The 23,080-nt window shown below is 70.1% G+C and carries 22 protein-coding genes and 1 tRNA gene; 14 read left to right on the forward strand and 9 right to left on the reverse strand.

The features are described 5' to 3' along the window. Window positions 1–151 precede the first annotated feature (151 nt). From acs to ACWD26_RS12920, 5 genes are all read left to right on the forward strand, one after another. Entirely contained in the window at window positions 152–2,107 is a 1,956-nt protein-coding gene (acs, locus tag ACWD26_RS12900) for an acetate--CoA ligase (protein WP_451269188.1), read from the forward strand. Window positions 2,108–2,252: 145 nt separating this feature from the next. Then, window positions 2,253–3,656 (forward strand): Na+/H+ antiporter NhaA, encoded by a 1,404-nt coding sequence (gene nhaA, locus ACWD26_RS12905; RefSeq protein WP_451269190.1) that lies wholly within the window; start codon window positions 2,253–2,255, stop codon window positions 3,654–3,656. A 39-nt stretch (window positions 3,657–3,695) separates the two neighbouring features. Continuing rightward, window positions 3,696–4,175: a phage holin family protein gene (locus ACWD26_RS12910; RefSeq protein ID WP_451269192.1), complete on the forward strand. Its 480-nt coding sequence runs from the start codon at window positions 3,696–3,698 to the stop codon at window positions 4,173–4,175. After that, window positions 4,172–5,134: an alpha/beta fold hydrolase gene (locus ACWD26_RS12915; protein ID WP_451269194.1), complete on the forward strand. Its 963-nt coding sequence runs from the start codon at window positions 4,172–4,174 to the stop codon at window positions 5,132–5,134. The genes ACWD26_RS12910 and ACWD26_RS12915 overlap by 4 nt, the downstream gene beginning before the upstream one ends. Before the next feature lie 113 nt (window positions 5,135–5,247). After that, window positions 5,248–5,427 (forward strand): hypothetical protein, encoded by a 180-nt coding sequence (locus tag ACWD26_RS12920; protein ID WP_257542638.1) that lies wholly within the window; start codon window positions 5,248–5,250, stop codon window positions 5,425–5,427. 51 nt (window positions 5,428–5,478) lie between these two features. Here ACWD26_RS12920 and ACWD26_RS12925 read toward each other — a convergent pair whose 3' ends face one another. The 3 genes from ACWD26_RS12925 to nth form a co-directional block, all read right to left on the reverse strand. Then, window positions 5,479–6,678, reverse strand: a complete 1,200-nt coding sequence (locus tag ACWD26_RS12925; RefSeq protein WP_451269197.1) for a MarP family serine protease — start codon at window positions 6,676–6,678, stop codon at window positions 5,479–5,481. Between the two features lie 119 nt (window positions 6,679–6,797). Then, entirely contained in the window at window positions 6,798–7,529 is a 732-nt protein-coding gene (locus ACWD26_RS12930) for an NUDIX hydrolase (RefSeq protein ID WP_451269199.1), read from the reverse strand. A 163-nt stretch (window positions 7,530–7,692) separates the two neighbouring features. Continuing rightward, window positions 7,693–8,733 carry an endonuclease III gene (nth, locus tag ACWD26_RS12935; protein WP_451269201.1) on the reverse strand — a complete coding sequence of 347 codons (1,041 nt, stop codon included), beginning with the start codon at window positions 8,731–8,733 and terminating at the stop codon, window positions 7,693–7,695. Between the two features lie 326 nt (window positions 8,734–9,059). Between nth and ACWD26_RS12940 the strand changes: the two genes are divergently transcribed. Together ACWD26_RS12940 and ACWD26_RS12945 are read left to right on the forward strand one after the other, a co-directional pair. Then, window positions 9,060–9,734 carry a Crp/Fnr family transcriptional regulator gene (locus ACWD26_RS12940; protein ID WP_005476003.1) on the forward strand — a complete coding sequence of 225 codons (675 nt, stop codon included), beginning with the start codon at window positions 9,060–9,062 and terminating at the stop codon, window positions 9,732–9,734. Window positions 9,735–9,979: 245 nt separating this feature from the next. Further along, window positions 9,980–10,819: a nucleotidyltransferase domain-containing protein gene (locus ACWD26_RS12945; protein WP_451269203.1), complete on the forward strand. Its 840-nt coding sequence runs from the start codon at window positions 9,980–9,982 to the stop codon at window positions 10,817–10,819. Between the two features lie 130 nt (window positions 10,820–10,949). Here the strand turns inward: ACWD26_RS12945 and ACWD26_RS12950 are convergent, their stop codons facing one another. From ACWD26_RS12950 to ACWD26_RS12965, 4 genes are all read right to left on the reverse strand, one after another. Beyond that, entirely contained in the window at window positions 10,950–11,780 is an 831-nt protein-coding gene (locus ACWD26_RS12950) for an MBL fold metallo-hydrolase (protein ID WP_451269205.1), read from the reverse strand. Between the two features lie 226 nt (window positions 11,781–12,006). Then, the gene (locus ACWD26_RS12955; protein ID WP_451269207.1) at window positions 12,007–12,876 is read right to left on the reverse strand and encodes an NUDIX hydrolase; all 870 of its coding nucleotides are present in this window, start codon (window positions 12,874–12,876) and stop codon (window positions 12,007–12,009) included. Between the two features lie 71 nt (window positions 12,877–12,947). Continuing rightward, a complete protein-coding gene (locus ACWD26_RS12960) occupies window positions 12,948–13,415 on the reverse strand; it encodes a RidA family protein (protein WP_451269209.1) in 468 nt (155 codons plus the stop codon). Next, window positions 13,412–13,570 carry a DUF4177 domain-containing protein gene (locus ACWD26_RS12965; protein ID WP_086785308.1) on the reverse strand — a complete coding sequence of 53 codons (159 nt, stop codon included), beginning with the start codon at window positions 13,568–13,570 and terminating at the stop codon, window positions 13,412–13,414. The genes ACWD26_RS12960 and ACWD26_RS12965 overlap by 4 nt, the downstream gene beginning before the upstream one ends. 129 nt (window positions 13,571–13,699) lie before the next feature. Here ACWD26_RS12965 and ACWD26_RS12970 point away from each other — a divergent pair, with 129 nt between their 5' ends. Continuing rightward, on the forward strand, window positions 13,700–14,677 hold the full coding sequence (locus tag ACWD26_RS12970; protein ID WP_451269211.1) for an ArsA family ATPase: 978 nt from the start codon (window positions 13,700–13,702) through the stop codon (window positions 14,675–14,677). Then, window positions 14,674–16,071, forward strand: a complete 1,398-nt coding sequence (locus ACWD26_RS12975) for an ArsA family ATPase (protein ID WP_451269213.1) — start codon at window positions 14,674–14,676, stop codon at window positions 16,069–16,071. Before ACWD26_RS12970 ends, ACWD26_RS12975 begins: the two co-directional genes overlap by 4 nt. Before the next feature lie 127 nt (window positions 16,072–16,198). Here the strand turns inward: ACWD26_RS12975 and wblA are convergent, their stop codons facing one another. Continuing rightward, entirely contained in the window at window positions 16,199–16,537 is a 339-nt protein-coding gene (wblA, locus tag ACWD26_RS12980) for a transcriptional regulator WblA (RefSeq protein ID WP_033524587.1), read from the reverse strand. A gap of 531 nt (window positions 16,538–17,068) precedes the next feature. Here wblA and ACWD26_RS12985 point away from each other — a divergent pair. Continuing rightward, window positions 17,069–19,369, forward strand: coding sequence for a transglycosylase domain-containing protein (locus ACWD26_RS12985; RefSeq protein ID WP_451269215.1), 2,301 nt, complete (start codon window positions 17,069–17,071; stop codon window positions 19,367–19,369). A 141-nt stretch (window positions 19,370–19,510) separates the two neighbouring features. On the opposite strand, the gene ACWD26_RS12990 is transcribed toward ACWD26_RS12985, so the two are convergent. Then, entirely contained in the window at window positions 19,511–19,978 is a 468-nt protein-coding gene (locus ACWD26_RS12990) for a GatB/YqeY domain-containing protein (RefSeq protein WP_451269217.1), read from the reverse strand. A 287-nt stretch (window positions 19,979–20,265) separates the two neighbouring features. On the opposite strand from ACWD26_RS12990, the gene ACWD26_RS12995 reads away from it, so the two are divergent. The 4 genes from ACWD26_RS12995 to ACWD26_RS13010 all read left to right on the forward strand — a co-directional run bounded on the left by ACWD26_RS12995 (window position 20,266) and on the right by ACWD26_RS13010 (window position 23,024). Next, window positions 20,266–21,195 (forward strand): metallophosphoesterase, encoded by a 930-nt coding sequence (locus ACWD26_RS12995; RefSeq protein WP_451269219.1) that lies wholly within the window; start codon window positions 20,266–20,268, stop codon window positions 21,193–21,195. A 115-nt stretch (window positions 21,196–21,310) separates the two neighbouring features. Next, window positions 21,311–22,144: a Pr6Pr family membrane protein gene (locus ACWD26_RS13000; protein WP_451269221.1), complete on the forward strand. Its 834-nt coding sequence runs from the start codon at window positions 21,311–21,313 to the stop codon at window positions 22,142–22,144. Window positions 22,145–22,173: 29 nt separating this feature from the next. After that, a tRNA-Pro gene (locus tag ACWD26_RS13005) sits at window positions 22,174–22,247 on the forward strand. 282 nt (window positions 22,248–22,529) lie between these two features. Beyond that, a complete protein-coding gene (locus tag ACWD26_RS13010; RefSeq protein ID WP_451269223.1) occupies window positions 22,530–23,024 on the forward strand; it encodes a hypothetical protein in 495 nt (164 codons plus the stop codon). Window positions 23,025–23,080: the final 56 nt, after the last annotated feature.

Below are 23,080 nucleotides of genomic sequence, written 5' to 3' on the forward strand. Positions count from 1 at the left end.
CGTGGGAACGGGTGGCGTCCTGGCCGCAGGGCCACCCGCCCACAGGTCTAAACCAATCAGAGGAAGGCCCTTGTCAGCGAGGGTCCGGGTCTGATGAGCTGTGGCCTGGGACACAACGGTCGCCCCGGCTAAGCACCGCAAGGGAGATGTCGTGAGCAACGAAAGCCTGGCCAACCTCTTGAAGGAGGAGCGACGCTTCGCGCCGCCCGCTGACCTGGCCGCGAACGCCAACGTCACGGCCGAGGCGTACGAGCAGGCCAAGGCTGACAGGCTCGGCTTCTGGGCGGCTCAGGCCCGGCGGCTGACCTGGGCCAAGGAGCCGACCGAGACGCTGGACTGGTCGAACCCGCCGTTCGCCAAGTGGTTCAAGGACGGCGAGCTCAACGTCGCGTACAACTGCGTCGACCGCCATGTCGAGGCCGGCAACGGCGACCGGGTCGCCATCCACTTCGAGGGCGAGCCCGGGGACAGCCGGGCCATCACCTACGCCGAGCTCAAGGACGAGGTGAGCAAGGCCGCCAACGCCCTGCTCGAGCTCGGGGTCCAGGCGGGCGACCGGGTCGCGGTCTACATGCCGATGATCCCGGAGACCGCCGTGGCGATGCTCGCCTGCGCCCGGATCGGCGCCGCGCACTCCGTCGTCTTCGGCGGCTTCTCCTCGGACGCGCTCGCGACCCGTATCCAGGACGCGGACGCCAAGGTGGTCATCACCTCCGACGGCGGCTACCGGCGCGGGAAGCCGTCCGCGCTCAAGCCGGCCGTGGACGAGGCCGTCACCAAGGCGGGCAACGTCGAGCATGTCCTCGTCGTCCGCCGCACCGGCCAGGACGTCGCCTGGGACGACTCCCGTGACGTGTGGTGGCACGAGATCGTCGACCGGCAGAGCGCCGAGCACACCCCGCAGCCGTTCGGGGCCGAGCACCCGCTGTTCATCCTCTACACGTCCGGCACGACGGGTAAGCCCAAGGGCATCCTGCACACCTCCGGCGGCTACCTCACCCAGACGTCGTACACCCACCACGCCGTCTTCGACCTCAAGCCGGAGACGGACGTGTACTGGTGCACGGCCGACGTCGGCTGGGTCACCGGCCACTCGTACATCGTGTACGGGCCGCTGGCGAACGGCGCGACGCAGGTCATGTACGAGGGCACGCCGGACACCCCGCACCAGGGGCGGTTCTGGGAGATCGTGCAGAAGTACGGGGTGACGATCCTGTACACGGCGCCGACGGCCATCCGTACGTTCATGAAGTGGGGCGACGACATCCCCGCGAAGTTCGACCTGTCCTCCCTCCGCGTCCTCGGGTCCGTCGGTGAGCCGATCAACCCCGAGGCGTGGATCTGGTACCGCAAGCACATCGGGGCGGACGCGACGCCGATCGTGGACACCTGGTGGCAGACCGAGACCGGCGCGATGATGATCTCGCCGCTGCCGGGCGTGACGCAGACCAAGCCGGGCTCCGCGCAGACGCCGCTGCCGGGCATCTCGGCCACGGTGGTGGACGACGAGGCCCGGGAAGTCCCCGACGGCGGTGGCGGTTACCTGGTCCTCACCGAGCCGTGGCCGTCGATGCTCCGCACCATCTGGGGCGACGACCAGCGGTTCCTCGACACCTACTGGTCGCGGTTCGAGGGCAAGTACTTCGCCGGTGACGGCGCGAAGAAGGACGACGACGGGGACATCTGGCTCCTCGGGCGCGTCGACGACGTGATGCTCGTGTCGGGTCACAACATCTCGACGACCGAGGTGGAGTCCGCACTCGTCTCGCACCCGTCCGTGGCCGAGGCGGCCGTGGTCGGCGCGGCCGACGAGACCACCGGTCAGGCCATCGTGGCCTTCGTGATCCTGCGCGGTACGGCGGCCGAGAGCGAGAACCTGGTCGGCGAGCTGCGCGACCACGTCGGCGCCACCCTCGGTCCGATCGCCAAGCCGAAGCGGGTCCTGCCGGTGCAGGAGCTGCCGAAGACCCGCTCGGGGAAGATCATGCGCCGACTGCTGCGTGACGTGGCGGAGAACAGGCAGCTCGGGGACGTCACGACCCTGACCGACTCCACGGTCATGGACCTGATCCAGGCGAAGCTGCCGGCGGCGCCGAGCGAGGACTGACGAACGACGTACGGCCTCCCAGGGCACCCGGCGACCAGTGCGCCGGGTGCCCTGTCGCATGTGATTTGTAGACTGAAGGTCTAGGTGTGCCGGGAAGTCTGGTCGGCAAGCGTTCCGTGCTGCCCACCAACCGGAGGTCCCCACCGTGGCCGCGCCCCGCACGACCCCCACCCGCAAGGTTCTCGGCCGGCTCTCCCTGACCGAGCGGACCTTCGTCGCGGACGCGCTGCGCACCGAGACCGTCGGCGGTGTGCTCCTGCTCCTGGCCGCCGTCACCGCACTGGTCTGGGTCAACGTGCCCGCCCTGCACGACAGCTACGAGAGCGTCAGCCACTTCCACTTCGGCCCCGAAGCCCTCGGCCTCAACCTGTCCGTGGCGCACTGGGCGGCCGACGGTCTCCTCGCCGTCTTCTTCTTCGTCGCCGGCATCGAACTCAAGCGCGAGCTGGTGGCCGGTGACCTCAAGGACCCCAGGACGGCCGCGCTGCCCGTGGTCGCCGCGCTGTGCGGCATGGCCGTACCGGCGCTCGTGTACACGCTCACCAATCTCGCCGGCGGCGGCTCCCTGGCCGGCTGGGCGGTGCCCACGGCGACCGACATCGCCTTCGCGCTGGCCGTGCTCGCCGTCATCGGCACCTCCCTGCCCAACGCGCTGCGGGCCTTCCTGCTCACCCTCGCCGTCGTCGACGACCTGTGCGCGATCCTGATCATCGCGGTGTTCTTCACCGACAGCCTCGACTTCGCCGCGCTCGGCGGCGCCTTCGCCGGTCTCGCCGTCTTCTGGGTGCTGCTGAGGAAGGGCGTGCGCGGGTGGTACGTGTACGTTCCGCTCGCCCTCGTCGTCTGGGGGCTGATGTACAACAGCGGCGTCCACGCCACCATCGCCGGTGTGGCGATGGGGCTGATGCTGCGCTGCACCCGGCGCGAAGGAGAGGAGCGCTCCCCCGGCGAGCACATCGAGCACCTCGTGCGCCCCCTGTCCGCAGGCCTGGCGGTACCGCTGTTCGCCCTGTTCAGCGCGGGGGTCACGGTGTCGGGCAGCGCGCTGGGGAAGGTGTTCACACAGCCGGAGACGCTCGGGGTCGTGCTCGGCCTGGTCGTGGGCAAGACGGTGGGCATCTTCATCGGAACCTGGCTGACCGCCCGCTTCACCCGGGCCTCCCTCTCCGAGGACCTCTCCTGGCCGGACGTCTTCGCGGTCTCCTCCCTCGCCGGGATCGGCTTCACCGTGTCGCTGCTCATCGGCGAACTGGCCTTCGAGGACGACCGGGTGCTCACCGACGGCGTCAAGGCCGCGGTCCTCGCCGGTTCCCTCGTCGCGGCGGCCTTGGCGACCGTCCTGTTGAAGCTGCGCAACGCCAAGTACCAGGCCCTGTGGGCCGCCGAGGAGCGCGACGACGACCTCGACGGCGTCCCCGACATCTACGAACAGGACGACCCGGCGTACCACCTGCGGATGGCCGAGATCCACGAACGCAAGGCCGCCGAACATCGCAGGCTTGCCGAAGTGGCGGGCGGGGCAGGCGACGGCGACGACGGTCCGGCATGATCTGACAGGACCGTACAAACGCATATGAGGGAGACCCCGATGAGCGCACCCGACGGCAGCCCGGTCGGAGCCGAACGCAGTGTCGGCCAGTTGTTCGCCTCGGCGACGGCCGAGATGTCCGCGCTCGTGCACGACGAGATCGCGCTGGCCAAGGCCCAGCTCCGGCAGGACGTCAAGCGAGGCATGGTCGGCGGTGGCGCGTTCACGGCGGCCGGCGCGGTGCTGATCTTCTCGCTGCCGATGCTGAGCTTCGCCCTGGCGTACGGCATCCGCACCTGGAGCGACTGGAACCTGGCGATCTGCTTCCTGCTGTCGTTCGCGGCGAACGTGGTGGTCGCGGTCGTGCTGGCGCTCATCGGCGTCGTCTTCTCGAAGAAGGCCAAGAAGGGGCAGGGCCCGCAGAAGGTCGCCGCCTCCGTGAAGCAGACGGCCGGCGTGCTGCAGAACGCGAGGCCCCACCCTCGTCGGCCCGCCCCGGCCGACGACGCCGTCGAGGCTGTGGCACGCTCAACCTCATGACCGACCCCGCTGCCACCCCGGCCGCCCCCTCGAACCAGCCCGCGTCTCCCGTACGGCTCGACGTACCCGGCGCGAAGGAGCTGATCCACCGGGACGTGGCCGCCAACGGCGCGCGCTTCCACATCGCCGAGGTCGGCGACGGGCCGCTGGTACTGCTGCTGCACGGCTTCCCGCAGTTCTGGTGGACCTGGCGGCACCAGCTGGTCGCCCTCGCCGACGCGGGTTTCCGGGCCGTGGCCATGGACCTGCGCGGGGTCGGCGGCAGCGACCGTACGCCCCGGGGTTACGACCCCGCGAACCTCGCGCTCGACATCACCGGAGTCGTACGGTCCCTCGGCGAGCCCGACGCCGCGCTGGTCGGCCACGACCTCGGCGGCTATCTGGCGTGGACGGCGGCCGTGATGCGCCCCAAGCTCGTACGGCGGCTCGCGGTGGCCTCGATGCCGCATCCGCGACGCTGGCGCTCGGCGATGCTCTCGGACGTCAAGCAGACCTCGGCGGGCTCCTACATCTGGGGCTTCCAGCGGCCCTGGATCCCCGAGCGGCAACTCACCGCCGACGACGGCGCGCTGGTCGGCCGGCTGATCCGGGACTGGTCGGGGCCGCGCCTGCCCGACGACGAGGCCGTGGAGGCCTACCAGCGGGCGATGTGCATCCCGTCGACGGCACACTGCTCGATCGAGCCGTACCGGTGGATGGTGCGGTCCCTGGCCCGCCCGGACGGCATCCAGTTCAACCGCCGGATGAAGCGCCCGGTGCGCGTGCCCACGCTTCATCTGCACGGGTCGCTCGACCCGGTGATGCGGACGCGCAGCGCGGCCGGCTCCGGGGAGTACGTCGAAGCGCCGTACCGGTGGCGGCTGTTCGACGGCCTGGGGCACTTTCCGCACGAGGAGGACCCGGTGGCGTTCTCCTCCGAGCTCATCAACTGGCTGAAGGACCCGGAGCCCGACCGGTAGGCACGAACCGGGACGAGAACACCGTTGCCCGGACAGCCACTTGCCCGGCGCATAGGCCAATTGGGGGGCGTGGGGGCGGTTATCGACCTTGGGGCGGGGGCACACGTCGGGGTATGGGCTGGACGCACGACTACAGTGACGCAGCACGCAATCGCCGCTCGGCCGCGGGCCTGAGCTCCCACCAGAGGGGCGCCCCGCAACTGCCGGGCACGGATCCCCGGCTGGGCATTCCGCGCATCCTGCGCCGCCGGGCCCGCTGGGTCTCGGCTCGGCTGCGCCACCCCCGCCCCTGACCCTTACGGGGCGACCTTCACCGGGCCTCATCACGTCGGCCCCGCCCGGCCTCAGAGTGCGCAGCTGTCGCTGTCCACCTGCTGGTTGGCCGTACGGCCCTTGGCGATGTCCTCCTTGATCTCGTCCGCGGTGAGCGCGTAACCCGTCGCCGGGTCGTCGAGGGACTTCGCGAAGACCACGCCGTACACCTCGCCCTCGGGCGTGAGCAGCGGGCCGCCGGAGTTGCCCTGGCGGACGGTCGCGTAGAGCGAGTAGACGTCGCGGTGGACGGTGCCGCGCTTGTAGATGTCGGCGCCGTTGGCGGTGATGCGGCCGCGCACGCGCGCGGGGCGGATGTCGTACGCGCCGTTCTCGGGGAAGCCCGCGACGATCGCGTCGTCGCTGCTGACGGCGTCCTCGGTGGTGAACTTCAGCACGGGCGCCTTCAGACCGGGCACGTCCAGTACGGCGATGTCACGCTCCCAGTCGTAGAGGACGACCTTGGCGTCGTACTTGCGGCCCTCGCCGCCGATCTGGACGGTGGGTTCGTCGACTCCGCCGACCACGTGCGCGTTGGTCATGACGCGGCGCTCGCCGAAGACGAAGCCGGTGCCTTCGAGGACCTTGCCGCAACTCTGGGCGGTGCCCATGACCTTGACGATGGACGCCTTGGCGCGCTGAGCGACGGGACTGGTCGCGAGCGCGGGGTCGGGGGGCTCGACGTCGGTGATCGGCTCGTTCGAGAACGGGCTGAAGACCTGCGGGAAACCGTTCTGCGTGAGGACCGAGGAGAAGTCCGCGAACCAGGTGGTGGCCTGGTTGGGCAGGGCACCGGCCACGCCCTGCAGCACCTTGGAGTTGCGGACCTCCTTGCCGAGCGTCGGCAGTGTCGTGCCCGCGAGTGCGGAACCGATCAGCCAGGCGACCAGGAGCATCGCCACGACGTTGACGAGGGCACCGCCCGTGGCGTCCAGGGCGCGGGCCGGGGACCAGGTGATGTACCGGCGCACCTTGTTGCCGAGGTGGGTGGTCAAAGCCTGGCCGACGGAGGCGCAGACGATCACGATGACGACCGCGACGACGGCGGCGGCCGTGCTGACCTCCGAGTTGTCGGTCATCCAGTCCCAGATGACGGGCAGGGCGTAGACCGCGACAAGACCGCCACCGAGAAAGCCGATCACCGACAGGATGCCGACGACGAAGCCCTGTCGGTAACCCACGATCGCGAACCAGACAGCGGCGACCAGCAACAGGATGTCCAGCACGTTCACCGCTTCAAGCCTCGCCTCGTCACTTCGCGATCACTACAGGCCGGCCGGGGGTCCGGTCCGCCGCGCGGCGACAGGGAAACACCACAAGCCCCAAAAGACGCAGCACGGCAGACACCCTGTCATGAGCGCCAGTCGAGCGGGACCTGCTTCTCACGGTCCCAGGGGCGCTCCCAGCCCGCGTAATGCAGCAGACGGTCGATCACTCCGGCGGTGAAACCCCACACGAGGGCCGATTCGACCAGAAATGCCGGACCCGCGTGGCCACGGGGGTGAAGGGCGGTGGCTCTGTTCGCCGGATCCGTGAGATCCGCCACGGGGACGGTGAAGACGCGGGCCGTCTCGTTCGGATCGACGACCCGGACCGGTGTCGGCTCGCGCCACCAGCCCAGCACGGGGGTCACGACGAAGCTGCTGACGGGGATGTACAGCTTGGGCAGCACGCCGAAGAGCTGGACGCCGGCGGGGTCGAGGCCGGTCTCCTCCTCGGCCTCGCGCAGGGCGGCCCGCAGCGGGCCGTCGGTCTGCGGGTCGCCGTCCTCGGGGTCCAGGGCGCCGCCGGGGAAGGACGGCTGGCCCGCGTGCGATCTGAGCGAGCCGGCGCGCTCCATGAGCAGCAGCTCGGGCCCGCGCGGGCCCTCCCCGAACAGGATCAGGACCGCCGACTGCCGCCCCGAGCCGTTCTCCGGCGGCAGGAAACGGCTCAGCTGCAGCGGCTCGACCGTCTCGGCGACGCGGACCACCGGGCCCAGCCAGGCGGGCAGTCCCGTCTTGTCCAGGTCGAGGCGTCCGCTCCGCCAGTGCTGCCCGTCGTCCGTGTCCGTGCCGCTGTCCGTCCGGCTCGCGCGTGTCATAGCCACCCCCGTCGTTCTTCCGGTCCCAACGCCCGCAGGCCCGCCGATCGTTCCACTCGGGCCTCGCGTCCCTCTTGTGGGTGGTGGGTGACGCATGAGTGGCATGAGTGGTGGGTGAGGGATCCGGACGGGATGTCCGGGTCGGGTCGCTTCGTGCGGTCCGTCATCCGGCGGCTCCCAGCGGCGGGGCCGGGATGCCGCCCGCGTCCAGGTACGACTGCGGGGGCTTGAGGCGCTGGCCGGGGAAGCCGCCCTTCTCGTACTTCAGGAGCTTCCTGGCCTTCTCCGGGTCCGTCTCGCCCTCGCCGAACGCCGGGCAGAGGGGGGCGATGGGGCAGGCGCCGCAGGCCGGTTTGCGTGCGTGGCAGATCCGGCGGCCGTGGAAGATCACGTGGTGCGACAGCATCGTCCACTCGCTCTTCGGGAAGAGCGCGCCGATGGCCGCCTCGATCTTGTCCGGCTCGGTCTCCTCGGTCCATCGCCAGCGTCGTACGAGCCGCTGGAAATGCGTGTCCACGGTGATGCCGGGCCGGCCGAAGGCGTTGCCCAGCACGACGAAGGCGGTCTTGCGGCCGACACCGGGCAGTTTGACGAGATCTTCGAGCCGGCCGGGGACCTCGCCCTTGTGGTTCTCCACCAGGGCCTTCGACAGGCCTATCACCGACTTCGTCTTCGCCCGGAAGAACCCGCACGGGCGCAGGATCTCCTCGACCGCCTCCGGGTCGGCCGCGGCCAGGTCCTCCGGGGTCGGGTACCTCGCGAAGAGCGCGGGGGTCGTCTGGTTGACCCGCAGGTCGGTCGTCTGGGCGGACAGCACCGTCGCGACGATCAGCTGGAAGGAGTTCTCGAAGTCCAGCTCCGGGTGCGCGTACGGGTACACCTCGGCGAGCTCGCGGTTGATGCGACGGGCACGGCGGACGAGGGCGGTCTGGGACTCGGGCTTCGGCACCTTCTTGGCCGGCGTCTTGTTCGCCTTGTTCGTCGCGGCTTCCTTCGTCGGCGTCTTGCCCGCCGCGGTTTCCTTCGCCGCCGTTTTCTTCACTGCCGCCTTCTTCACCGCCGCCGTCTTCCGGGCTGTGGCGGCGGCCTTTGTCGCCGGGGCGGCCTCGTTCGGCGGAGCGGCCTCGTTCGGCCGAGCGGCCTTCTTCGCCGGGGCCGTGGTGGTCTTCTGGGCGGGGTTCTCCGCCGGTGATGGATCGGACACCTTCGTCGCCTTTGCCGTTTTATTCACTTCCGTGCGGCCCTGTTCGCCAACAGCGGAATCGCGCCGTGCAACCACCCGCCCAGCCCCCTTGGCCTGTGCTCTCACCGGCGTTTTGGACACCCGGCCAGCCTAAAGCCCGGCACCGACATCCGCCCCGGGCCCAGAAGATCGGCCCCCAATTGGACCCCTGACGCTTACCCCAGGACATGTGTGCGGCATCCTTGTGACAGATCACACTGTTTGGACCGTCCGGCAAGATGGGGAACACGGTCCCCTGGTAGTACGGGGAGCAAGATCCCCTGAGCAGGTCGACAAGGAGAGAACTCGTGGACGACGTTCTGCGGCGCGCCCCGCTCTTCGCGGCGCTCGATGACGAGCAGGCCGCGGAGCTCCGCGCCTCCATGAGTGAGGTGACCCTCGCGCGCGGTGACGCTCTCTTCCACGAGGGCGATCCCGGCGACCGCCTCTATGTGGTCACCGAAGGCAAGGTCAAGCTGCACCGTGCGTCGCCCGACGGCCGCGAGAACATGCTGGCCGTGCTGGGTCCCGGTGAGCTGATCGGCGAGCTGTCGCTGTTCGACCCGGGTCCGCGGACGGCCACGGCCACCGCGTTGACCGAGGTGAAGCTGCTCGGACTCGGCCACGGCGACCTCCAGCCGTGGCTGAACGCGCGGCCCGAGGTGGCCGCGGCGCTGCTGCGGGCCGTCGCGCGGCGGCTGCGCAAGACCAACGACCAGATGTCCGACCTCGTGTTCTCGGACGTGCCCGGGCGGGTCGCTCGTGCGCTGCTGGACCTCTCGCGGCGGTTCGGTGTGCAGTCGGAGGAGGGCATCCATGTGGTGCACGACCTCACGCAGGAGGAGCTGGCGCAGCTGGTCGGTGCGTCCCGGGAGACCGTGAACAAGGCGCTGGCGGACTTCGCGCAGCGCGGGTGGCTGCGGCTGGAGGCCCGCGCGGTGATCCTGCTGGACGTGGAGCGGCTGGCCAAGCGGTCGCGCTGACGTTCGCGTCGTAGGCCGGTCCGGGTCGTAGGCCGGTCCGGGTCGTACGGGGGCAGCTTGAGCCGTTGCGTGCGGCTGTTCCGTACGCCTGGGGCGGCCTCGTCGTTTCGCCGCCGCCCTAACCGTTCCCATCCCCCAGGGGCGCTGCGCCCCCTGGACCCCCGCCGAGCTTGCGGACTCCGCCTGCCCAGCCCCCGCCAGACAATCGGCCTGCCCGCGCGCGTCCCCCGAGGCACAGTGGTCGTATGGCTGGAACAGGGCGTCCTAGAGGGCTGGACAGTCGTGGGTACATCGAGCGGGAGGGCTCGCTCGGGCGGATCCCCGCAGGGTTTCGGCCGGTCGTGGCGGTGGCTCGGGATCGGGTGCTGGACGTGTTCGGAGCGCGGTTGCACAGTGCGTACCTCTACGGGTCGATCCCCCGGGGGACCGCTCGGCCGGGGCGCAGTGATCTCGACCTGCTGCTGGTGTTGCGCGAGGAGCCGACGGAGGCGGACCGGGCGGAGGCCCGGGTGCTGGACGAGGCGCTGGACAAGGAGTTCCCGCAGATCGACGGGTCCGGGACGCTGCTCGTCAGCCGGGCCCAGGTGCTCAGTGACCTCGAGCGGTACGACCTGGGCTGGTTCGTGGCCTGTCTGTGCACTCCGCTGCTGGGCGAGGACCTGGCGGAGGACCTGCCCCGTTACCGGCCGGACTCCCTCCTCGCCCGCGAGACCAACGGCGACCTCGCGCTGCTCCTGCCCCGCTGGCGCGAGCGGATCGCGGACGCCTCCACCGCCGACGCCCGGCGGGCGCTCGTCCGCGGTTGCTCTCGGCGGCTCGTCCGTACCGGCTTCACCCTCGTCATGCCGCGCTGGAACGGCTGGACCAGCGATCTGCACGAGATGGCGGAGGCGTTCGGCGAGTACTACCCCGAGCGCGCCGCCCAGATGCAGGCTGCGGCCGTGGCCGGGTACGAGCCGGATGCCGGGCCGGGCACCCACGACGCCGTCCTGCGGTCCTACGTGGACGACCTCGGGCCCTGGCTGGCCGAGGAATACGCGCGCGTGCACGGCGTCAAAACGCCACGACCCGGAGGGCAAAAGTGAGGGAGGCACACGGAGGCCGTCCGGGCATCATCCCTGGACGCCCCTGAGAGGGGCTGCTGAGGCTCAGGAGACCTTGCAGCTCCGCTGATGCCGGTCAGGCGGTCGTGGCCCGTGAGGAGGCCACTGAGGGTCAGATCAGGCCGTGTTCGGTCAGGTACTCCAGCTGCGCGCGTACCGAAAGTTCCGCAGCCGGCCACAGGGAGGGGTCGACGTCGGCGTAGACGTGGGCGACGACCTCGCCGGGGGTGCGGTAGCCGTTCTCGACGGCCGTCTCGACCTGGGCGAGCCGGTGGGCGCGGTGGGCGAGGTAGAACTCGACGGCGCCCTGGGCGTCGTCGAGGACGGGGCCGTGGCCCGGCAGGACGGTGTGGACGCCGTCGTCGACCGTGAGGGACCTGAGGCGCCGGAGGGAGTCGAGGTAGTCGCCGAGACGGCCGTCGGGGTGCGCCACGACCGTCGTACCGCGCCCGAGGACGGTGTCGCCCGTCAGGACCGCCCGGTCGGCCGGGAGGTGGAAGCACAGCGAGTCGGCGGTGTGGCCGGGGGTGGGGACCACGCGGAGTTCCAGGCCACCGACCGAGACGACGTCACCCCCGCCGAGTCCTTCGTCTCCGAGCCGCAGCGCCGGGTCGAGGGCGCGTACGTTCGTCCTGGTCAGCTCGGCGAAGCGGGCGGCGCCCTCCGCGTGGTCCGGGTGGCCGTGCGTGAGCAGGGTCAGCGCGACCCGCTTGCCGGCCTTCTCCGCCGTGCCGACGACATTGCGCAGATGGGCGTCGTCCAGCGGGCCGGGATCGATCACGACCGCCAGCTCGGAGTCCGGCTCGGACACGATCCAGGTGTTGGTCCCGTCCAGCGTCATCACGGACGCGTTCGGCGCGAGGACGTTGACCGCGCGCGTGGTGGCGGGACCCGACAGGACGCCGCCCCTGGGCTGGCCGGGGAGAGCTGCTGCGTCGGTCATGCGGGGGTGCCTTCCAGCGGGATGGGCGGGGCGTCACGTCGTCGTTCGGAGGTCCGCACGGTGTCCGGGAGCCCGCGAAGTCGGCCGGCGGCCCGCGCGGTGTCCCGGAGCCCGCGACGTCGGCCGGCGGCCCGCGCGGTGTCCCGGAGCCCGCGAAGCGGTGCGAGCGGCACGTGAGGGGCCGCGAGCCCGGCTCTCGGCCGGTCCGGGAGGGCTGTCGTGGCCGTCATGAGGGGTCACCGCCGGCCGATATGCGCTTGGTGAACTCGTCGTGGCCGGGCCAGGAGAGGACCACGTCGTCGTTCTCCAGGCGGGCCTCGGCGAGGACGGGGGTCAGGTCGCGCGCGGGGGCGGCGGCCAGCGCCTCGGCAGCCGTGTCGTACTCGGCGAGCCGGCGCAGGGTCGCGATGGTGGGCGGCATCATCAGCAGTTCGCCCTTGTCGTAGCCCTCCGCCGCGTCCCGGGGGCGGATCCACACCGTGCGATCGGCCTCCGTGGAGGCGTTGCGCGTGCGCTGGCCCTCGGGGAGGGCGGCCACGAAGAACCAGGTGTCGTAGCGGCGGGTCTCGAACTCCGGGGTGATCCAGCGGGCCCAGGCGCCCAGCAGGTCGGACCGCAGGACCAGTCCCCTGCGCTCCAGGAACTCCGCGAACGACAGGTCCCGGGCGGCCACCGCGGCGCGGTCCGCCTCCCAGTCGTCGCCGGTGGTGTCGCCGACCACGGTGTCGGGGCTGGGCCCGGCGAGCAGGACGCCCGCCTCCTCGTACGTCTCCCGGACTGCCGCGCAGACGATCGCCTGGGCGTCGGTCTCGTCGACGCCGAGCCTGGACGCCCACCACGCGCGCGTGGGGCCCGCCCAGCGGATCTGGTGATCGTCGTCGCGCGGGTCCACGCCGCCGCCCGGATAGGCGTACGCGCCTCCGGCGAAGGCCATGGAGGCGCGTCTGCGCAGCATGTGCACGACCGGGGTGTCGGCCGTGTCCTTGAGCAGCATGACGGTGGCGGCCCGCCTGGGGGTCACCGGTGTCAGCGTGCCGGCCGTGAGGGCGCGAATGCGGTCCGGCCACTCGGGTGGGTACCACTGCCCGTTTGCCATGGGCGGAGGCTAACCCGTGACGGCCGGATGTTCGAGTGAGCCCCCGCGATCTTCGCACCGCGACCGCGTGGCTACGCGGCCGACAGCTCCACCTGGATCTCCACCTCGACCGGCGCGTCCAGCGGCAGTACCGCCACGCCGACCGCGCTGCGCGCGTGGACGCCCTTGTCGCCGAAGACGGCGCCCAGGAGTTCGCTCGCGCCGTTCAGCACGGCGGGCTGGCCCGTGAAGTCGGACGCCGAGGCCACGAAGCCGACGACCTTCACCACGCGCGCGACCCGGTCCAGGTCGCCCGCCACGGACTTGACGGCGGCGAGGGCGTTCAGCGCGCAGGTACGGGCGAGTTCCTTGGCCTCCTCGGGGGTGACCTCGGCGCCGACCTTGCCGGTGACGGGCAGCTTGCCGTCCACCATGGGGAGCTGCCCGGCCGTGTACACGTAGACGCCGGACCGTACGGCCGGCTGGTACGCGGCGAGCGGCGGGACCACCTCGGGCAGGCTCAGCCCGAGCTCGGCGAGCTTGGCCTCGACGGCGCTCACGGCTTGGGCCGCTTCAGGTAGGCCACCAACTGCTCGGGGTTGTTCGGCCCGGGCACGACCTGGACGAGCTCCCAGCCGTCCTCGCCCCAGGTGTCCAGAATCTGCTTCGTGGCGTGGACGAGCAGCGGCACGGTTGCGTATTCCCACTTGGTCATGTGGCCGACTTTATCCGCAGTCCGCGCCGCGCAGACGGCCGGGACAGGCGGTTGTCCACAGGCCGGGAAAGGACAGGTTGTCCACAGCCTCCCGCGTATGCCGCGCGCGGACTGGTTAGTCTCGAATACGTGAGCAGGCTCCAGGTCGTCAGCGGCAAGGGCGGGACCGGAAAGACCACGGTCGCCGCCGCACTCGCGCTCGCCCTCGCGACCGAGGGGAAGCGCACCCTCCTGGTCGAGGTCGAGGGCAGACAGGGCATCGCGCAACTCTTCGAGGCGGAGGCACTGCCGTACGAAGAGCGGAAGATCGCGGTGGCTCCCGGGGGCGGGGAGGTGTACGCGCTGGCCATCGACCCCGAACTGGCTCTGTTGGACTACCTCCAGATGTTCTACAAGCTCGGCGGGGCGGGCCGGGCCCTGAAGAAGCTCGGCGCCATCGACTTCGCCACCACCATCGCGCCCGGCCTCAGGGACGTACTGCTGACCGGCAAGGCGTGCGAGGCGGTGCGCCGCAAGGAGAAGAGCGGGCGGTACGCGTACGACTACGTGGTGATGGACGCGCCGCCCACCGGCCGCATCACCCGCTTCCTGAACGTCAACGACGAGGTGGCGGGACTGGCGAAGATCGGCCCGATACACAATCAGGCCCAAGCCGTCATGCGGGTCCTGAAGTCCCCCGAGACGGCCGTGCATCTGGTGACGCTCCTGGAGGAGATGCCCGTCCAGGAGACGGCGGACGGCATCGCCGAGCTGCGGGCCGCGAAGCTGCCGGTGGGGCGGATCATCGTCAACATGGTCCGGCCCGAGGTGCTGGACGCCGACGAGCTGGAGTTCGCGCGCGCGGTGCCGCGTACGGCCGTCGCCAAGTCCCTGTCCACGGCGGGCCTCGGCGGCGCGCGGCGCGGCGGCAACGCCGAGCGGCTGGTGGATCCGCTGCTCGCGCAGGCCGAGGAGTACGCCGAGCGGTACACCCTGGAGCACGAACAGCGGGGCGTACTGGGCGAGCTGGACCTTCCCCTTCACGAACTGCCGCTGCTCGCCGAGGGAATGGACCTGGCGGGCCTGTACGAACTGGCCACGGAACTGCGTCAGCAAGGGATCTCATGACTCCGGACCCGGCCGCCACGCACGACTCGGCCCACGCCCACGACCCGTCCCACACGCCCGACGGACACCGCGCGATCAGCCCGACCCGGCTCCTCGCGCTCGACCCCCTGATCGACGACCCCGAGACCCGCATCGTGGTGTGCTGCGGCGCCGGCGGCGTCGGCAAGACGACCACGGCGGCGGCCCTCGGGCTGCGTGCGGCCGAGCGCGGCCGCAAGGTGGTCGTGCTCACCATCGATCCGGCCAAGCGGCTCGCCCAGTCCATGGGCATCGACTCGCTGGACAACACCCCGCGCCGGGTGAAGGGCATCGACGGGGACGGCGAACTGCACGCCATGATGCTCGACATGAAGCGCACCTTCGACGAGATCGTCGAGGCGCACGCGGACCCCGACCGGGCCTCCGCGATCCTCAACAACCCCTTCTACCAGTCGCTTTCGGCGGGCTTCGCGGGCACGCAGGAGTACATGGCGATGGAGAAGCTGGGCCAGCTGCGGGCCCGGGACGAGTGGGACCTGATCGTCGTCGACACCCCGCCGTCCCGCTCGGCGCTGGACTTCCTGGACGCGCCGAAGCGGCTCGGCTCGTTTCTGGACGGCAAGCTGATCCGCGTACTGCTGGCGCCCGCGAAGGTCGGCGGGCGGGCCGGCATGAAGTTCCTGAACGTCGGCATGTCGATGATGACGGGCGCCCTGGGCAAGCTGCTGGGCGGTCAGCTGCTGAAGGACGTACAGACGTTCGTGGCCGCCATGGACTCCATGTTCGGCGGCTTCCGTACGCGCGCGGACGCGACCTACAAGCTGCTCCAGGCGCCCGGCACGGCCTTCCTCGTGGTGGCCGCGCCCGAGCGGGACGCGCTGCGGGAGGCCGCGTACTTCGTGGAGCGGCTGGCGGCCGAGGACATGCCACTGGCCGGTCTGGTGCTCAACCGTGTCCATGGCAGCGGCGCGGCCCAGCTGTCCGCCGAGCGCGCGCTCGCCGCCGCGGAAAATCTTGACGAGCCCCGCATTGTGGATCAGATGGACGGGAAAGCAGTTCGTAACTCTCCCGACACGTACGACAGTTCAGCCAGCACAGGATCTTCCGCAACGGCCGGTCCCCAGGACGGCTCCCCCGCCCCGGACCAGCAGAACCAGGCCGTTGCCGACCAAGCCGTCACTTTGGACCTGACCGTGGAACAGCTCACGGCAGGCCTGCTCAGGCTGCACGCCGAGCGGATGCGGCTGCTCTCCCGCGAGCAGCGCACGCGTGACCGCTTCACCGCGCTTCATCCCGAGGTGGCCGTGGCCGAAGTGGCCGCGCTGCCCGGCGATGTCCATGACCTGGCGGGCCTGCGGGACATCGGCGACCGGCTCGCGACCACGAGGCCGGAGCTGCCCATCTCTGACGACTGACCGAGAACCGCGCTGTTCCCCAACGGCCGATCCACGCCCCGGGGCGCTCAAGAGCCGGCACACCTGCCCGACGCGCCGACACCTCAAGGGCGCCCTCCGACGGGCGTGGCCCGGTGGGGCCTCGCCCTCAGCTCACCGCCGCGTAGTTCTCGTACATCTCGTCATCGTCGAGCGGCAGAATGCCCGCGCCACGCTCGTATTCCGTGCGCGCGGTCTCCAGCAGCCTGCGCCACGACGTGACGGTCGGTCGCCTGCGCAGCAGTGCGCGGCGCTCGCGCTCCGTCATTCCTCCCCACACGCCGAACTCGACGCGGTTGTCCAGCGCGTCCGCCAGGCACTCCGTGCGTACCGGGCATCCGGTGCACACCGCCTTGGCCCTGTTCTGCGCTGCTCCTTGAACGAACAGTTCATCCGGATCGGTAGTGCGGCAGGCAGCCTGCGCACTCCAGTCGGTTACCCAGCCCATACCGGCGCCGTCCTCTCCCGAATCGAGGCTCCCCCACGGCGGCAGCGGCATATTCACCGCCGCCAGTTGAGGACGTTACGGAAGGTGGGCACAGCGCAACACCCCCTTCGGGCCCAATCTTGAATGGCCCGAACGGACTATGCGTAAGCGGCAGATCACCCGCGGGAGTGACCTGAGGACATACGTGACTATCCCGGCAGAACGGGATAGTTGACATGCGTCACAACGGACACCGAATGACACACGAGGTGGATTCGGACACGGCACCGGAAAAAAATCGGAAGAACGTCAGAACGATTCGGGCTCGACGGACGTACTTGATACAAGGGCCTACGGCTGTGACAGTTGAGAGCAGCTTAGGCCAAGGCCTGTACGCGTGTCTGGAAAATGAGAACGTAGACAACCGTTCATGTTCTTCATGCGCATCGCCAGCGCGCCGGCGCGGGCGACGGATGTCACGATCCTGCACTTGTGCCCCTCCCGAGACACCCGCTCCTCGGCAGGGCCATGACTACGGATTAGGCTGCCCTCATGCCAAACAAGCGCTCGGGTGGTGGTCTGTCCCCCACACAGCAGGCCGCCAAGTTCCTAGGTGTCAGCGTCCTCGCCGGTGCCGTCATGGCGGGCATCGCGCTGCCCGCGGTCGGCGCCCTGGGGCTCGCGGCCAAGGGTTCGGTCGAGGGGTTCGACGAACTCCCCGCCAACCTCAAGCAGCCGCCGCTGAGCCAGCGCACCACGATCCTGGACAGCAAGGGCGACCAGATCGCCACTGTCTACTCGCGCGACCGTACGGTGGTCGATCTCAAGGAGATCTCGCCGTACATGCAGAAGGCGATCATCGCCATCGAGGACGCCCGCTTCTACCAGCACGGCGCCATCGACCTGAAGGGTGTCCTGCGCGCGCTCAACCGGAACGCGCAGGACGGCGGCGTCACCCAGGGCGCGTCCACGCTGACGCAGCAGCTGGTGAAGAACGTGGCGGTGGAGGAGGCCGGTGACGACCCGACGCTGGTCGCGCAGGCCACCCAGCAGACCCTCGGCCGGAAGATCAACGAGCTGAAGAAGGCGATCCAGCTCGAGGAGGAACTCGGCAAGAAGAAGATCCTCGAGAACTACCTGAACATCACGTTCTTCGGCCAGCAGGCCTACGGCGTCGAGGCCGCCGCCCAGCGCTACTTCTCCAAGTCGGCCAAGGACCTGGACGTCGAGGAGGCCGCGCTCCTCGCCGGCATCGTGCAGTCGCCCAGCCGGTACGACCCGGTGAACGACCCGCAGGAGGCCACCAAGCGGCGCAACATCGTGCTGCAGCGCATGGCCGATGTCGGTGACATCTCGCAGGCGGAGGCCGACAAGGCCAAGGAGAAGCCGCTCGGCCTGGACATCAGCAAGCCGAAGAACGGCTGCATCACGGCCGTCAAGGGCGCGGGCTTCTTCTGCGACTACGTGCGCGAGGTGTTCCTGAACGACCCGGTCTTCGGCAAGACCAAGGAGGATCGGGCCAAGACCTGGAACCAGGGCGGTCTGACGATCCGGACGACGATGGACCCGAAGGCCCAGAAGTCGGTCCAGGCCTCCATCAAGCGGCACGTCTACCAGAAGGACGAAGTGGCCACCGCGGCCACCATCGTCAAGCCCGGCACGGGCAAGATCCTCGCCATGGGTCAGTCGAGGCCGTACGGTCTCGACACCAAGAAGAACGAGACGTCGATCAACCTCTCGGTCGACGAGTCGATGGGCGGTGGCGCGGGCTACCAACCCGGTTCGACGTTCAAGCCGATCGTCGCGGCTGCCGCCATCGAGGACGGCATGTCCCCGGGGAAGATCTACTCCGCGCCCTACGAGATGGCCTATCCGAGCCCGATCGCCGCCTGTGACGGCAAGACCTGGCGGAACAGCACCAGTTCGCCGGCGAAGCTCACCAACGAGAACGAGTCCGAGGTCGGCCCGTACCCGATGGAGGAGGCGACCGCGCTGTCGGTCAACACCTACTTCGTACAGATGATCGCGGACATCGGCATCTGCCCGGTCACCAGCATGGCCAAGAAGATGGGCGTCGAGCGGGCCGACGGACGCAAGATGGACCAGGCCCCGTCGATCGCCCTCGGCACCCAGGAGATGTCCCCGCTGACGATGGCGAACGCTTACGCGACCTTCGCCGCGCGGGGCATGTACTGCACGCCGGTCGCCATCGAATCCATCACCCAGCGGGTCGGCGACAAGTCGAAGTCGTTGGAGGTCCCGAAGTCGACGTGCTCACGTGCGATGTCCGAGAACACGGCCGACACCATCAACACCCTGCTCAAGGGTGTGGTGGAGGACGGTACGGGTAGGGAGGCGGGTCTCGGCAGCGGCCGCCCCAGCGCCGGCAAGACCGGTACGACGGACTTCCGCTATGCGGCCTGGTTCGTGGGTTACACCCCGAACATGGCCGGTGCCGTCTGGGTCGGCGACCCCGCGCACGAGCGCCGTATGGTCAACATCACCATCGGCGGCGAGCGGCACGACAAGGTCTTCGGCGGCCAGGTCCCCGGGCCGATCTGGGGCGACATGATGTCCGGCGCGCTGGAGGGCGAACCCGCGCCCAACTTCACCCTCGTCCACATCCCCGACGAGCGGCCGGACCGCGGCCGCGGGGACGGCGGCGACGGTCGCGGGAACGACGACGACGGCAATGGTGACGACAACGGCAATGGTGACGGCGATGAGGGGATCATCGGCGGCAACGTCGGCGGCACCTTCCCGACGCCGGACTTCTCGATCCCCGAGGGCTGGATCCGGGGGCAGACGAACGGCGGGAACAACGGGAACGGCAACGGTGGTGGGTTCGGCTGACAGCCACTGAGTGCCTGAGTGGTCTGTGACAGCCACTGAGTGCCTGATCCGGCTGGACATGGATACGGCGGTGGGTCGCCCCTGAAGAGGGGCGACCCACCGCCGTTCTGCTGAGAGGACCGTTGGGAGACGGAGGGCTGATCAGCCGCCCGCGAGCTGCTGCTTGACGATGGCGGCGACGCGGCCGCCCTCGGCAAGCCCGGCCACCTTCGGGTTCACGATCTTCATGACCTGGCCCATCGCGCGCGGCCCCTCGGCGCCGGCGGCCTTGGCCTCCTCGACGGCCTGCACGACGATCTGCTTCAGCTCCTCGTCGGACAGCTGCTTGGGCAGGTAGTCGGCGAGGATCTCGCCCTCCGCCTTCTCCCGCTCGGCCGACTCGGTACGACCGCCCTGGGCGAAGGCGTCCGCGGCCTCGCGGCGCTTCTTCGCCTCCTTGGTGATCACCTTGAGTACCTCGTCGTCGGAGAGCTCGCGCTTCTCCTTGCCCGCGACCTCCTCCTTGGTGATCGCGGTGAGGGTCAGCCGGAGCGTCGAGGAGCGGAGCTCGTCGCGCTCCTTGATCGCCGCGTTGAGGTCTTCCTGCAGCTTCGACTTGAGCGTGGTCATGGCGTCGATTGTCGCAGGTGTAGTGCGGGAAGCGCGCCTTGATTTCGCTGGTGTGTGCGGATCTGACGCGGATCGGGGCCGGGTGGATCGAGCGGGGCGGGGTGGATCACGGCGTGGCGGAACGGATGCGGTCGGAACGGGGGTCGGCGGAACGGATGCGGCCGGATCGGGGAGGGGGTGCGGGGGCAGAGTGGGTTGTCCACAGGGGGAGTTGGCGATCGGGGGTGGTGGCCGTGGTTGTCCACAGGCGTTCACCCGGGCTCGGCGGGGTCTGACACGATGGACACATGCGAGCGCGATACGGAGTACCTCTGGGAATCGCGGCGGCCGGTGCCGCCGGTGTGGTGTACGCGGCGGGTTTCGAGGTCCGCTCCTTCCGGCTGCGGCGGGTGACGGTGCCGGTGCTGCCACCGGGCATGCGGCCGCTGCGCATACTCCAGGTCTCCGACATCCACATGGTCAGCGGGCAGCGCAAGAAGCAGCGCTGGCTGCGTTCCCTGGCCGGGCTGCGCCCCGACTTCGTGATCAACACGGGAGACAACCTCTCCGACCCCGAGGGCGTCCCGGAGGTGCTGGACGCGCTGGGCCCACTGATGGAGTTCCCGGGCGCGTACGTCTTCGGCTCGAACGACTATTACGGCCCGAAGCTGCGCAACCCCGCCCGTTACCTCCTGGAGAAGGTCCAGGGCCGTCACGGCCTGAACGGCAACAAGCCGGTGGTGGGCGCCATCCACAACCCGTGGGAGGACCTGCGTGACGGCTTCGACGGGGCGGGCTGGCTCAACCTCACCAACACCCGCGGCACGCTGAAGATCGAGGGCATGTCGGTCGAGCTCACCGGCCTCGACGACCCGCACATCAAGCGAGACCGCTACGCCCGGGTGGCCGGTGGTCCGTCCGACTCCGCCGACCTCTCCCTGGGCGTCGTCCACGCCCCCTACCTCCGCAGCCTCGACGCCTTCACCGCCGACGGCTACCCCCTCATCCTCGCCGGCCACACCCACGGCGGGCAGCTCTGCATCCCCTTCTACGGGGCCCTCGTCACCAACTGTGACCTGGACACGGACCGCGTGAAGGGCCTGTCCACGCACACGGCCGACGGCCACACCGCGTACATGCACGTCTCCGCCGGCTGCGGCACGAACCGCTACACCCCGGTGAGGTTCGCCTGCCCACCGGAGGCTTCGCTGCTGACGTTGGTGGGACGGGAAGGCTGAAGGTCAGGGCCGGGACAGGGCTGGGAGGCCTGGCCGTGACGCCTGACTGCGGGGCGACGACCCATACGGATCATCCCGGATAGCCCGTTTCGTCGGGGCGTCTTAGCGTGAGCGCATGACCTCACCGATACCCAGGGACATCCCCGACCTGCCCGCGATCTCGGGCATTCCGGCGCCGGTGACGTCCGTCGTGCCCGCGACGGCGGTGGTGGGACCGACACGACGCCCGCTGGCGGCGGCGTACCGCGCGTTGGTCGCGCTGGCGGCGGTCGCGGCCGTGGTGATCGAGATGGTGCTGGGCAGCCCCCTGCGGGCCTTCAGCCATTTCTCGGTCCAGAGCACGATCCTGGTGGCGCTGGTCTTCGCCGCCTCGTCCCGCCGCGCATGGTCGGCCCGCCACCCCCTGCCGTCCTGGGTGACGGGCGGCACGGTCCTCTACGCGGTGATCACCGCCCTGGTGTACCACCTGCTCCTGACGAAGGACCCCGGGGCCTTCTCCATGACGGCGACGCCGACGGGCGCGCCGGTCGTCCCCACCGGCTGGCAGGCCGTGACGAACCACGCCTTCCACACGGCGATCCCGCTCGCGGTGGTGGCGGACTGGCTCCTCCTGACCCGCCCGTCCCCGCCACGGCTGACCCACGCGACGGCCTGGCTCCTCTACCCGATGGCGTACCTGGCGTTCACGCTCGGCCGAGCCGGCCTGCTGACCCCCGACTGGCCGGCCCCGTACCTCTACCCGTTCCTGGACGTCGACCGCCACGGCTACAAGAGCGTCCTCGGCAACGCCCTCCTCCTGGGTCTCGCCTTCTACGCCCTCGCCCTGCTCCTCACCGCCGTAGACCACGTCCGCCCCGACCTCGTACACCCTCGCCGGGGCCGCCCCAACCGCCACGACCGCCGCCCCGAAAACCGGATTTCGTCTCCAGCCAGCAGTGGGCTAAAGTAAACGACGTCGCCGCGACGAGCAGCGACAATCGGGGTGTAGCGCAGCTTGGCAGCGCGCTTCGTTCGGGACGAAGAGGTCGTGGGTTCAAATCCCGCCACCCCGACAGCCGAAACACCAGGTCAGGGGCCTGATCCGCTTAGCGGGTCGGGCCCCTGAGTGGTTCTCCGGACCCCTTGGGGGAAATCTGGGAGAAGATCTTGGAATCTCTCCCCTAGACGGTGCCTACCGGCGCGTCCGCAGACGCTCCCGCAAGAGGGCGCACGGAGGGCCACAGGAGACGGTGGGGCACATGGCCGACCAACATGGTGCGCCTTCCTCCATCCGCCGACGCGCCCCATGCGCACCAGCACCCGGCTCTCTGTCTAGTCCCAGGTGATGCCTGACGGTGGACGCCGCCGACAGTGTCCGGCTCGTGCCGCTGCCATGCCAGACGCTCGAAGAGCGCCACCCTTCAGGAGCGGCGCTCTTCGCAATGCTGGTCTCGGAGACCGGCGCGGCCATGTGGGGGTCGAGACGCTTGAAGAAGTCGGTGACGTCGTCGAGCTCGACCGGATTCTCGCCCGGCCCGCAGCTCTCGGAACACGCCACCGAGAACGCGGAGCATGCCTACCGAGCCGAGGAGCGAGGACCGGCGTACCTCCTGCGCCTTGGTGAGCTCACCGGGCTGACGCTCCGCCTCTGGGTCGTCCTCGGTGAGGGAAGCGAGGTCGGTGACGGCGTTGGAGATGATGTCGAGAAAGTCCTTGACCTGCTCGACACCTCTCCGTCGGTGAGAGTCTGCTCGGCCTTTTTGCCGATCCGGCCGCCGGCACCGGCGACGACGGCGCGGGTGATGTCGGCGACGTGCTTGGCACCCATGAAATCGGGCAGCGAGCCGTAAGGCCACGCCGTGGCGCGCCACCGTCTCGGCTCCGGCCCGCGCTGATGGCGTGGTGG

Source organism: Streptomyces sp. NPDC002787 (assembly GCF_053592095.1).